At 58.7% G+C, this 11881-nt stretch carries 9 protein-coding genes; 1 reads left to right on the forward strand and 8 read right to left on the reverse strand.

Features of this window, described 5'->3' with window-relative positions:
- Positions 1-28 precede the first annotated feature (28 nt).
- From iolD to iolG, 6 genes are all read right to left on the reverse strand, one after another.
- The gene (gene iolD, locus ATO10_RS04250) at positions 29-1876 is read right to left on the reverse strand and encodes a 3D-(3,5/4)-trihydroxycyclohexane-1,2-dione acylhydrolase (decyclizing) (RefSeq protein ID WP_035248581.1); all 1848 of its coding nucleotides are present in this window, start codon (positions 1874-1876) and stop codon (positions 29-31) included.
- A 12-nt stretch (positions 1877-1888) separates the two neighbouring features.
- Entirely contained in the window at positions 1889-3832 is a 1944-nt protein-coding gene (locus tag ATO10_RS04255; RefSeq protein WP_035248584.1) for a bifunctional 5-dehydro-2-deoxygluconokinase/5-dehydro-2-deoxyphosphogluconate aldolase, read from the reverse strand.
- Between the two features lie 281 nt (positions 3833-4113).
- Entirely contained in the window at positions 4114-4935 is an 822-nt protein-coding gene (locus ATO10_RS04260) for an ATP-binding cassette domain-containing protein (protein WP_051597939.1), read from the reverse strand.
- A gap of 1 nt (position 4936) precedes the next feature.
- Entirely contained in the window at positions 4937-6043 is a 1107-nt protein-coding gene (locus tag ATO10_RS04265) for an ABC transporter permease (RefSeq protein ID WP_035248586.1), read from the reverse strand.
- Positions 6044-6115: 72 nt separating this feature from the next.
- Entirely contained in the window at positions 6116-7036 is a 921-nt protein-coding gene (locus tag ATO10_RS04270; RefSeq protein WP_035248588.1) for a sugar ABC transporter substrate-binding protein, read from the reverse strand.
- A 164-nt stretch (positions 7037-7200) separates the two neighbouring features.
- A complete protein-coding gene (gene iolG / locus ATO10_RS04275) occupies positions 7201-8199 on the reverse strand; it encodes an inositol 2-dehydrogenase (protein WP_035248592.1) in 999 nt (332 codons plus the stop codon).
- A gap of 154 nt (positions 8200-8353) precedes the next feature.
- Here iolG and ATO10_RS04280 point away from each other — a divergent pair, with 154 nt between their 5' ends.
- Positions 8354-9388, forward strand: coding sequence for a LacI family DNA-binding transcriptional regulator (locus ATO10_RS04280; RefSeq protein WP_051597940.1), 1035 nt, complete (start codon positions 8354-8356; stop codon positions 9386-9388).
- A 74-nt stretch (positions 9389-9462) separates the two neighbouring features.
- On the opposite strand, the gene acmB is transcribed toward ATO10_RS04280, so the two are convergent.
- Positions 9463-10671 (reverse strand): methyl acetate hydrolase AcmB, encoded by a 1209-nt coding sequence (gene acmB / locus ATO10_RS04285; protein ID WP_035248594.1) that lies wholly within the window; start codon positions 10669-10671, stop codon positions 9463-9465.
- Positions 10672-10771: 100 nt separating this feature from the next.
- A complete protein-coding gene (locus ATO10_RS04290; protein ID WP_051597941.1) occupies positions 10772-11788 on the reverse strand; it encodes an AraC family transcriptional regulator in 1017 nt (338 codons plus the stop codon).
- Between the last annotated feature and the right edge of the window lie 93 nt (positions 11789-11881).

The raw sequence follows: 11881 nt of genomic DNA on the forward strand, positions 1-11881 counted from the left end.
CGCTCCATGCGGGAAAGAGTGTTGTCGACTAGTTGACCAGGCGCTGACGCTGGCGGTCCTTTAGGTAGGATTCAAAGGAGGCCTGCACGCCCTCCTGCGTAGAGACTTCGGGCACCGCAACGTCCCACCAGTGGCCGACGCCCTCGAATCCGGGGCCCTCTTTGGCGCTGGTCTCGATTACGATTGCTGTGGGAATGTCCCGACCGCGCGCGGCGGCGATTTGCGACTCAAGGTCTGCGATGTCGGTGGCTTTCACGGCGTGCGCGCCCATGGACGCGGCATGGGCCACATAGTCGATTTCAGGTTGGGTTTCGACGTTGCAATCCACATACATGTTGTTGAAAGCCTGCCCGCCACAAACCAAAGTTTGCAGGCGATTGATGCAGCCGTATCCGCGGTTGTCGGTCAGAACAACGGTGAACGGCACCCGCCGCATCACTGCAGTCGCCAGTTCGGAGTTGGCCATCATATAAGAGCCGTCCCCGACAAAGCAGATGACCTCACGCTCGGGGCGGGCGAGCTTTAGCCCCATGGCCCCGGCGATTTCATAGCCCATGCACGAAAAACCGTATTCCATGTGGTAGCCGCCCTGCGCGGGTTGCCATAAGAGCTTTAATGCGCCCGGCATTGTGCCTGCTGCGCACATGGCGATGGCTGTGTCATCGGTTGCGCGCTGGACGGCGCCAATCACTTCGGCGTCCAGCGGGCGATAGTCGGTTGGGGTGTTCTGGCGCGGTGCGCAATGGGCGGTCACAGCGTCAAGCCAAGCTTGGCGTGCGGATTGATCCACGGGGGCTGCTTTGTGATCCCCAAGCGCCGCGCCAATGGCTTCCAGCGCGGTTTTCGCATCGCCCATAACCGGGAGCGCGCCATGCTTTTCGGCGTCGTAAGCCGCGACATTGATCGAAACCAGCTTTCGGTTTGCCTGCTTGAACAACGCCCAGGAACCGGTTGTGAAATCCTGAAACCGGGTGCCGACACCAATCACCAGATCTGCCTCGGCTGCAATCTTGTTTGCCGCTGCCGAGCCATCAACCCCAGAGGCGCCAAAGTTCATCGGGTGGCTTTGTGCCAGCGCAGACTTGCCTGCCTGTGTCTCTACGACGGGAATGTTATGTGCCGCTGCAAAAGCGCCCAATGTGTCTTCGGCTTGCGCGTAGATCACGCCCCCACCTGCGACGATCACAGGAGTCTTGGCAGCCTTGATAAGGGTGACGACATCTTCAATCTCGCGCGGGTCAGGGGCCGGGCGGCGGATGCGCCAGACCTTGGGGGTAAAGAACTCTGCGGGATAATCGAAGGCTTCTGCCTGCACGTCCTGACAGAAAGCAAGCGTGACCGGGCCGCAGCTTGCGGGATCGGTCATTGTGGCCATCGCGCGCGGCAGGCAGGTGAGCAGGTGCTCGGGCCGCGAAATACGGTCGAAATAGCGGCTGACACTGCGGAACATATCGTTGGCAGACAGTGTGCCATCTTCGAAATTCTCGATCTGTTGGAGCACCGGATCCGGGCGGCGGTTGGCAAAGACATCCCCGGGGATAAACAGCACGGGCAGACGGTTTACATGCGCAAGTGCGGCTGCGGTCAGCATATTGGTCGCACCCGGCCCGATAGACGAGGTCACGGCCTGCGCCCGCGTGCGTTTCATCCCCTTGGCAAAGGCGATGGCGGTATGGGCCATCGTCTGTTCGTTCTGGCCACGCCACGTTGGGAAGCTTTCGCCCGCCTGTTGCAGCGCCTCACCCAGACCAGCCACGTTGCCGTGACCGAAAATGCCCCAGATGCCTTCGATGAAACGTTCGCCCTCTTCGGTCATTTGCACCGAGAGCCATTTCACCATGGCTTGCGCAGCGGTTAAACGGATTGTCTTGCTCATGAGATTTCTCCTTTACTCCGCGTTGCGGCGGGCTTTGGCGCGGGCGGTGTCCCACACCTTGCATAGGCGGGCATAGCGGGCAGACATCTGATCCACGGCTGTGGCATCGTCCATCTGGCCTTTCATCCATGCGCGCGCGGCATCACCGAAAATCGTGCGCCCCACTGCGAACCCCTTGACCAGATCGAAAGCGGCGGCGACTTCAAAGGATGCGGCAAGTTCTTCTTCTGGTGCGTCGAGCCCCAGAACCACAATGCCGCGGGTGTATTTGTCGTAGTCTTCAATGGCACTGACCGCTTTGCCCCACGCTTCGTGCGTTTTCAGCGGTTCCAGTTTCCACCAATCGGGATAGACGCCCGCTTGGTAAAACTGCCGGATCAAGGTGGGGGTGGTGTCGTCATCAACGGGACCCACTTTCGATGGAATGACCTCTAGCAGAAACTCAAGGTCATGGCGGCGACCCGCGGTAAAGAGGCGCTTGACGGTTTCTTCCTGTGCGGCGCGCGTTTCCGGTGCATCGTCCGGGTGACAGAAACACAGGCATTTGATGACGTTTTCGGCGGCCCATTCGACCAGAGTGCCACAGTCTGAACCAAGTTCAGGTTCCAGTTCCAGCGGCCTTGAGCCGGGCCATTCTGTTGGACGGCCGACCCACAGGCCCGAACCTGAGGCCCGATGCAACGCACTGCGTCCGATCCGGTTGTCGCACAGGATTCCGTAACCGGTTTCGCTTCCCTGAACACGCAACGCCGCATCCAGGCACAGCTCTTTGAATGCCGCGCCTTTCTTAAGGTCATAACCTTCCATCTCTTCCAGCTGCAGCCGGTGATCGAAAGCAAAGACACGCATGTTGGACCAATCCCCAGAATTGCGTGTATGGCGCGTGGTGGACCAGTGAATTTGTTCGAGCGCGGGATCATTGCGCAAATCTTTCTGCACCACGCCACGGCCAAGGAAATACGCCAGCTCGATTTCAGAGGGGTAGGCGGGTGTACACCCGTGGCGGGATACGGCGAAGGCCCCACAGGCATTGGCGTATTTAAGCGCCATGGGCCAATCGACGTCATCAAGCCCGTCCGACGCCATCCAACCTTTGAGCAAACCCGAGAAGAACCCGTCGCCTGCGCCCAGCACGTTGAACACTTCGATGGGGAAACCTTCCCCTGTCTGGCCATCGTCAAGGCTGGCTGGAACCGCGCCCTGGAAGGCCGAGGCCCCCAGCGCGCCGCGTTTGCACACCAGCACCGCCTGAGATTTCTCGCGCACGGCGCGCAAAGCCGCCAAGGTATCGGTCGATCCGCCTGCGATGTGGAATTCTTCTTCGGTGCCCACAATCAGATCGAAGTAGTGCAGGGTCGACAGAAGTTTTTGCGTCACTTCCGCGCTTTCGGCAAAACGGCTTTCGCCGTCGCCGTGGCCAAGCACGCCCCACAGATTGGGCCGGTAATCAATGTCCAGCGCCGTGCGCAACCCGTGCTTGCGCGCCAGATCAAGCGCCTTGGTGACGGCGGCTTCGGTCTTGGGGTTGGACAAATGCGTTCCGGTGACAACGACGGCCCGAGCACTGGCGATGAAGGCCTCGTCGATGTCATCTTCACACAGTGCCATGTCGGCGCAGTCTTCCCGGTAAAAGATCAACGGGAACTGTTCTTCATCACGAATTCCAAGGATTACCAGCGCTGTCAGACGGTCGGGGTCGGTTTTCACGCCTTGAGTAGAGACACCTTCACGGGCCAGTTGTTCAAGAATGAAGCGGCCCATGTGTTCGTTGCCCACCCGCGAGATCAGTCCGGTTTTCAGACCCAGACGGGAGGTGCCGCAGGCAATGTTTGTCGGGCTTCCGCCAATGTATTTGCGAAAAGAGCTCATATCTTCGAGCCGCCCGCCGATTTGGGCGCCATAGAGGTCAACGCCCGCGCGGCCGATGGTGATTACGTCGAGAGTTTTGGTCGTCATCTTAGGTGTCCACTGTCACAGGCCGGTCATCCGAAAAGGCCTTTGCATGAAGGATGCGCTCGCGTACGAGCTGATGTTTTAAGTCGGGGTGGACCTGGGACCCCTCGCGGAGTCTGAGAGCAGTTCCCGTGCCGATCAAAGCAGCGCCAAAAGGTGTGTCGAGCAGTTTCTGCATAAGCAGACGGTCTCCGAGACAGCGAATTTCAAGAGGAGTCCCGGGCATGCGGAACAGTGTTCAAGGGGTGGGCAACGCGGATGCTGCCCACCCAGGGGAGGAATTTTTAGACCGTTCCGCCAAGTGAGCCTTCGAGCGAAGCCAATTCCTGACCGCCGGCCATAAGGTCCTGCAGCTGTTCTGGGGTGATTTCACCCCGTACCGCCGTGCCAAGGGTCTTGCCGCGATTGAGTACCGTGAAACGATCCCCCACCGCCAAGGCATGACGCACGTTGTGGCTGATGAAGACCACGCCGATCCCCTGACGGCGGACCTTGTCGATGGTCGCCAGAACGTTCGAGGTTTGACGCACCCCGAGGGCCGATGTCGGTTCGTCCAGAATCAGGATTTTGGCTCCGAAGTAGACCGCGCGAGCAATGGCAACTGTCTGGCGCTCCCCCCCCGAAAGGGTGCCGACGGCCTGATCCGGGCCACGCAGGTTAATGCCCATCTTGCGCATTTCTTCCACGCAGACTTCGTTGGCAAACTTTGTGTCGAAACGTTTGCCAAGCCCTTTGCCCTTGGTCGGTTCGCGCCCCATGAAGAAGTTACGGGTCACCGACATCAATGGGATCATGGCCAGATCCTGAAACACGGTGGCGATCCCGGCCTCCATCGCATCACGTGGCGTGTTGAAGTTCATCGGCTTGCCTTCAAAGAAGATCTCTCCTTTGGTTGGCTTGTGCACGCCCGACATGGTCTTGATGAATGTCGATTTGCCGGCGCCGTTATCGCCCAGAAGGCAATGGCATTCGCCCGGTTTCACATCGAAGCTTACGCCGGCAAGCGCGATAATGTTGCCGAAGTGCTTTTCGATATTCTTCATCTCGACGACGGGATGAATATGGGCTGTCGGGTCGCCGTGATGGAATTTGCTGTCGTCAGTCATATCAGCGCTCCCCTGTGACGCGTTTGCGGATCGCATTGTTGAAAAGAACAGCGATCAGCAGCATGCCGCCCAGGAAGACCTGGAACCAGTCCTGATCGAAGTCGGTGTAGGTCAGGCCAATCACCACCATGCCGAAGATGATGGAGCCGAAGAAGGCACCGATGGCCGACCCATAGCCGCCGGTCAAAAGGCAGCCCCCGATCACGGCCGCGATGATGGCTTCGAACTCTTTCTGGAAACCGCGGCGGGCGTCCGTCGAACCGGCATCCATCACAGTGATGATGGCAACCAGTGCGGCACAACAAGCGGTCAGCATGAACAAAGAGATTTTCACGCGGTTCACCGGAACGCCCGAGTTAGACGCTGCGGTGGTGTCCCCGCCGGAAGCAAAAATCCAGTTGCCCGCAGGCGTGCGCAGCAGAATGTAGGTTGCAGCCAGTGCAATCGCGATGAACCAAAGGATTTCCACCGGAATGCCGGGCACTTTGGGGGCGCCGCTTTTGAAAGTGGCGACAAAGCCGTTGTCGGCAAGCCAGAGGAACAGGCCAGGGAAAGCATCGCCCGAGAAGAATGGCGCCAGCCAATCGCCCTCGATGGTGTCACGCACTCCGCGCAGCTGGGTCGAGCCACCGGTTGCCATTTTCAGGCCAACCAGAGACAGGCCGCGAAGGATAAACAAGAACGCCAGCGTTACGATAAAGGATGGCAACCCCGAGCGGATTACGATGTTGCCGTTGACCGCGCCGACACAGGCGGCAAATACAAAGGTAAGGGGGATCGAAATGATCAGGGGCAGGCCCCAGGTCACAACGCAGACCCCAAAGAACAAACCCGCGAAGGCGACCATTGAACCGATGGACAGATCGAACTCGCCGCCGATCATCAACAATGCGGCCCCGATCGCCAGAATTCCCAGTTGGGCAGCAGGTGTCATGAAGTTTATGACGCCCGACAGGCTGAACATCGCGCTGTCTGCTGTCAGAGCAAAGAAGATGATAACCAGGATTACACCTGCAATCGCGCCAAGCTCTGGACGTTTCATCATTTTGGCAAAGAATGGTTCGGACTTTAGCCGTTCATCCACTGCCTCTGGGGTCGTTTCGCTCATTTTTCCCTCCCGGATTAGATGGAACGGCACCGCAGTGCCGTTCCGATGTTTAGTGATCCAAGCAGAGCCGGATCAGCGGATGCCTTTGGCGGACAGATCCACAACCTGACCGGCTTTGTCAGCGGTGATCAGGTTCGGACCCGAAGGCACATTACCGCCGGGCATCAGGCCGTATTTGGCGTGCAGGCCCAGAAAATTCACCGACAGGTAGCCTTGCAGGAACTGCTGCTGGTCGATGGCGAAGGCGGCGTCACCGGCAACAACGGACTGCAGGAAGCTTGCCGACAGGTCGAACGAAGCAACTTTCACGTCGCGGCCCGACGCTTTCGCAGCGGCAACCGAAGGTTCACCAGCGGTCGAGGCGCCCAGAGCCATCACAGTGTCGATGCTTTCATCCGACGCCAGTGCAGCGGCCACTTTCGACTCGATCTCGGTCGGGTCGTTGGTGGTGGGCAGAACTTTTGACGCACCGCCGAAGCCTTCGGCAAAACCAGCACAGCGCAGATCAAGCGCCACATTGCCGACTTCCTGGTTCACACAGATGGCGCTGGTGCCACCCATCGAAGCCAGTTTTTCACCAGCGGCTTTGCCCGCGTCGAATTCGTCCTGACCGACGTGCAGCAGGGCACCCAGGCCTTTTGAAACATCCGACCCCGAGTTGATCGAAATCACCGGGATACCGGCGGCCACGGCGCGTTCAATTGACGGCCCAAGCGCATCAGCATCAGGAATCGAAACGATGAGCCCGTCAGGCTCTTGGTTTACCGCAGCATCGATCAGCTGCGACATGGCAACCATGTCGAACGTTTCCGGGGACCGATAGTCGACGTTCACGCCGGTATCGCGGCCCGCTTCCTCGACACCGTTTTTGACAACCGACCAGAACGGGTCGTTCGCCTGACCGTGGGCCACGACGATGATGTCCTGTGCTGCCACCGGTGCGGCGACAGCGATTGCCGACGCGGCAACGATGCCTTTGATGAGGTTCTTCATTTCAATTCCTCCCAATTGGTATGAGTGACTCATATGATTGGCCATTTTTGGCCAGAACTATCCGGCTTGCGCCGAATTTCGTATCGCAGAGCCGACTGGCGGCGCGCGAAATTCTCCTCCACTTTCCTAGACGCGTGGGCCGTTGCCCGCGCAGGAAGTTCATATTACCCGACATCTGCCAGGTTGATCGGTTTACCCTCGGCGACCGAACGGGTTGCGGCTTCGGCCATGGCCAGTGCAGCGACACCATCGTCAAGGGTTACGGGCAGCGCTTTGCCCCCGTTTACGGCGTCGACGAATGCGCTCCACTCTGCCGCATAAGACGGCATGTAGCGCTCAAGGAAAAAATACGTAGGCTTGGCACCAGTGACGCCCGCGATGGTTGACTTCACCAAGGTGTTCTCGAGCATGTTCTGCGCCTGCAAGAGCCCTTCAGACCCCAACAATTCAACCCGTTGGTCGTACCCGTACACGGCCCGGCGCGAGTTCTTGATGACCGCAACTTTGCCATCCGCATAGGTCATGGTCACCACGGCGGTGTCCACATCGCCTGCTGCTCCGATTTCCGGATCAACGATCGAGCTGCCGACCGCAGAGATCGTCACCGGAGGAGCCCCCATGATGAAGTTCGCCATGTCAAAGTCATGGATCATCATATCACGGAACAATCCGCCAGAGACCTTAATATAGCTTACGGGCGGCGGCGCTGGGTCGAAGGACGTAATTGACAAAAGCTCTGCCTTGCCGACATCGCCCGCATTCAGTGCGTCTTTCAGCGCGCCAAAGTTGGGGTCAAATCGGCGGTTGAACCCGATCATTACCGGCTTGCCACTGTCTTCAACGTTAGCTTGGCAGGCGCGGGCGCGCTCAAGGCTCAGGTCAACAGGCTTTTCGCACAATACGGCTTTACCGGCTGCGGCGGCTTGTTCGATCAGATTTGAATGCGTGTCCGTGGATGTTGCAATCAGAACTGCGCCGATTTCCGGGTCTGCGATGATATCTTCGGTCGCGCGCACCGCACAGCCAAAGGTCTGTGCCAGCTTCTCTGCGTTTTCCGGGAACACATCCGACACCGCAACGAGTTCACTATCGGGATGTGCCGTGATTGCCTTGGCGTGTACAATTGCAATACGGCCAGCGCCGAGAAGCCCTACCTTCAACATGAATCCTCCCTTGCCCGATTCTGTGGCTTTTCCAAACTATTACCGCCTTTTTGCACGCGCGTGCAATCACTTTCTGCACGCGCGTGCAAAAAGGTTGGCGCACGCGCGTGCAGAGAGATTGGATTCACGGTGTTTTTCGACTACGGTTCGGGATATGGAAGATCGAACAGACAAGGCCAGCAGTGACAAAGCCACCTATCAGGTGACTGCCGATGATGTGGCAAAACTTGCGGGTGTGTCACGTTGGACGGTGAATCGCGCCTTTAAAAAGGAAGCGTCCATTTCGGCCAAAACCCGCGAAAAAGTAATGCAGGCGGCCGATACGCTTGGCTACCTTCCTGACTTGCTGGCCGCCAGCCTGGCGTCGGATCGCAGCAACCTCGTGTGCCTCATGGTTGACGACTTCGCCAACCCGCACAAGCTGGTGATGCTTGAACGTTTGACACGAATCCTGCGGAAACACGGCTGGGACAGTTTGCTTGTGAACACGGCGAACGACACCGAAACCTCTGCGGCCCTTATGAGTGCGAGCCAGAGGCGTGTTGATGCGGCTGTGGTTATCGGCATTCAGTTCAACGACTCTAATCTGGCAACGGCCCAGGGCGCGCGTCGTGTGCGCAAGTTGATCGTCTTTGCGCGTTCATCCGAAAACCCGGATACTATCTCGGTCTGTTGTGATGATGTGGCGGCGATGGACACGATCACCGACTACGTCATCGAGAGGGGGTATCGGAAACCCCTGTTTCTTGCTGGCCCGCAAACCTCGTCGGCGCATCTGGGGCGCAAAGAGACTTTCCTTCGCCGTTGGAGCAACGAGTTCGGTCAAACGCCGGATTTTCTTGTCGCGGATAGATACGATGCGCGTTTGGCCTATGACCTTATCCACGGCACCTTTGTGGATCGCTCTGTTCAAGACCTGCCCGATATCATTGTATGCGAAAATGATGCGCTCGCCATGGGGGCTGTGGATGCCCTACGGTACGGACTTGGCCTGCGTGTGCCCGAGGATATCGCGGTTACCGGGTTTGATGACATCCCGCAGGTCGACAGCCCGAATTATAAGATCACCACCTACCGCCAACCTCTGACGGCGATGGCCGAAGGGCTGGTAGAGATTCTCAGGGGGACTGCCGACAACAGCGCGCTTAACCATTTTCGGGGCCAGCTTGTGGTCAGGGAAAGCGCCTGAAGCGCGGCTTTCGTGCGAAAACAGGCGGGAATCTTGTGCCCCCGCCTGCTGAATTGGATGATGGTGGACGGTGTTCAGGCGGCCTTGCCCTGAACGGCGGCATTGTAGAGCGCGGTTTCAAAATCCATGTATCCGGGGAAAGACACCGGATCGCCAAAGGGCACGATCTGGGTCGCCCAATAGCCACCAACCCCGTTCTTGCGATCAATCCAATAGAATGAATTGGCAAGCCCGGCCCAGCCGATGGCCCCCGCCGGGCGTCCTGTTGGGGCTTGTTCATGGTTGACCATGAACGTGTAACTCCAGCCCTTTGGATCCCCGGGGAAGAATTCAGCGTCATGTGATAGCTCGGGGATCACACCGGTTAGCATGCCGACCTTCTGATGCGCCTCCAGCCCGTCCTGAACAGCCCAGGCCACGGTTTCCGGTTTCAGCACCTGCCCGTGAAGCCCGGCCCCGTCATTGAGCCACATGCGAATAAACTTCATATATTCGGGGATCGTTGCATAAAGCCCATGGCCGCCAAAATCGACCTCGGGGTCGTCAGGCAAGGCAAAGTCATCCATCGGTGCCAAAGCGCCCGATGTGTCGCGCGCATGCATGGTGGCGGTGCGGGTTTTCATCGCTTGGGTGCGGGTAAAACCTATCTCGTCCATGCCAAGCGGATCGAATATCCGTTCGCGCATCACCGCGCCCAGTCTTTTGCCGCGAATGCCTTCGACCACCTGGCCAACCCAATCCACATTGGTGCCATATTCCCATTTGGCACCCGGATCGAACAGCAGCGGTGTTTCCAGCGCGGCCCGCGAACTGGTCAGCACGCTGGGTTGTTCAAAATCTTCGGCCAGACGTTTGTAGGTTTCGCTGAAAAAGTCATAGCCAAAGCCGCCCGTGTGCAGCATGAGTTGCCGGGTCGTGACATCGGATTTGGGCGCGCGCAGGATCGGCTGGCCCGCGTCATCAAACCCGTCGATCACCTGCAATTCGCCGATCGCGGGCGCATAGGTTTTGGCCGGGGCATCCAGATCCAGCAGGCCCTCCTCGACACATTGCAAAGCGGTGGTGCCAGTGATTGCTTTCGTGGTGGAAAAGATTGCGAAGACGGTGTCTTCGGACATCGGGGTATCGCCACCAAACCGGCGCTGACCTGCGGCGCCTGAATAGATATCGCCGTCACGATCAGTGACCATGGCCACCACGCCGGGCACCCGGTCTGAGCCTTCGTCATTGCCGCTTGCAACCCTGCCAAGTACCGCATCGAGCGTTGAATTGAGATCTGTCATGGTTTCCTCCCTTGCCAAACAGATTGGTTTGGCAAGGTGGGGGATGACGCCCGCCTGCGCTATTCGATCACGGAAGTCTTTGTTCGAAACCGGAAGAAAACTAGCTCAACCGGCGTCTGCGACGCAGGGTCTGTGATGGGTTTTCCCCGAACCGCTGGCGATAAATCCGGGACATGGCGCCGAAGTTCACATAGTTCCATTCGGCGGCGATCTGCGTCACGGTGGCGTTTTCAGGGGCGTTCAGCAACTCCGCGTGCAAGCCGTCGAGCCTGCGGTCGCGCAGAAACTCGCGTGGTGAAATCCCGCGATATTTGCGAAATCCGCCTGAAAGGGTCCGCGCCGATACGCCGACCCCTTGAGCCACCTCACCGATGGTGGGGGCGTTCTGGGCGTCATTCGCCATGATTTCTTCGGCACGGCGCACGTAATAGGGGGCCGCGCCGCGTGCGCCATCGGTGAGTGATATCCCCGCGCCTTGCGCCCAGGCCTGCAGAAGATCAACGCACAGCAGCTCTTCCAGATGGCGTGCCATCGCTGTGTCGCCTGCAACTTGGGCGCTTTGATCAATGCATTGCGCCACATAGGCCAGCAGCGCTTGCCAGCGCGATCCGCCGCCGCCAAAGGCAATACGTTTAGTCCACAGCCCGTCATCGGGAACAAAGCCAAACCAGCGTTGCGCGATTTCAGCAAGGACATCGTGCGGGATGGTGCAGTTTAGCTGAAGATGCTGCGCGTCGCCCTCAAGCCAGTAATCTGTTCGGCTGCAATCCACGACGAAACTGTCGCCGGCGGCGGTCACCGCATCGCTTTGCGCGTTTTGTTTGTGTCGCAAGGCCCCGCGCAGGGTATTTAGCACCAGAACATTCCCCGCTTCGGGGTCAAATTCAGTCAGGCGGATCGGAACCCCGTAAGAGAACCGCGATAGGGTCACGCGCCCTACCTGCGCTTGTCGCATGGTCGCATCAGGTTTCAGCAGCTTTCCAATCGGTCGCACCCGATAGGGCATATAAACCTGGCTGCAAAATTCCTGAACTTCGTCCCAGTCATCGGACGCAGTGGGGCCGGCCTGTTCAATGGCACGGCCCTGCATGTCTCGCAGTAAGGCCTGTTCAAGCACGGCGCACCTCCTCCCAGTAGACAGCGCCAGCCCTGAGGATAACCTGATTTGAACGTTTGCAGCAAGTTTTTGCGGTTGCGATGACGTGCCCGG

Origin of the sequence: Actibacterium atlanticum (genome assembly GCF_000671395.1) — a bacterium.
Taxonomy (GTDB): Bacteria; Pseudomonadota; Alphaproteobacteria; order Rhodobacterales; family Rhodobacteraceae; genus Actibacterium_D; species Actibacterium_D atlanticum.

Excerpts from the sequence above, each read along its gene's own strand:
- iolG (WP_035248592.1), bottom strand. The coding sequence starts at position 8,199 with ATGTTGAAGGTAGGGCTTCTCGGCGCTGGCCGTATTGCAATTGTACAC.
- ATO10_RS04270 (WP_035248588.1), bottom strand. The coding sequence starts at position 7,036 with ATGAAGAACCTCATCAAAGGCATCGTTGCCGCGTCGGCAATCGCTGTC.
- ATO10_RS04265 (WP_035248586.1), bottom strand. The coding sequence starts at position 6,043 with ATGAGCGAAACGACCCCAGAGGCAGTGGATGAACGGCTAAAGTCCGAA.
- iolD (WP_035248581.1), bottom strand. The coding sequence starts at position 1,876 with ATGAGCAAGACAATCCGTTTAACCGCTGCGCAAGCCATGGTGAAATGG.
- acmB (WP_035248594.1), bottom strand. The coding sequence starts at position 10,671 with ATGACAGATCTCAATTCAACGCTCGATGCGGTACTTGGCAGGGTTGCA.
- ATO10_RS04280 (WP_051597940.1), top strand. The coding sequence starts at position 8,354 with ATGGAAGATCGAACAGACAAGGCCAGCAGTGACAAAGCCACCTATCAG.
- ATO10_RS04260 (WP_051597939.1), bottom strand. The coding sequence starts at position 4,935 with ATGACTGACGACAGCAAATTCCATCACGGCGACCCGACAGCCCATATT.
- ATO10_RS04255 (WP_035248584.1), bottom strand. The coding sequence starts at position 3,832 with ATGACGACCAAAACTCTCGACGTAATCACCATCGGCCGCGCGGGCGTT.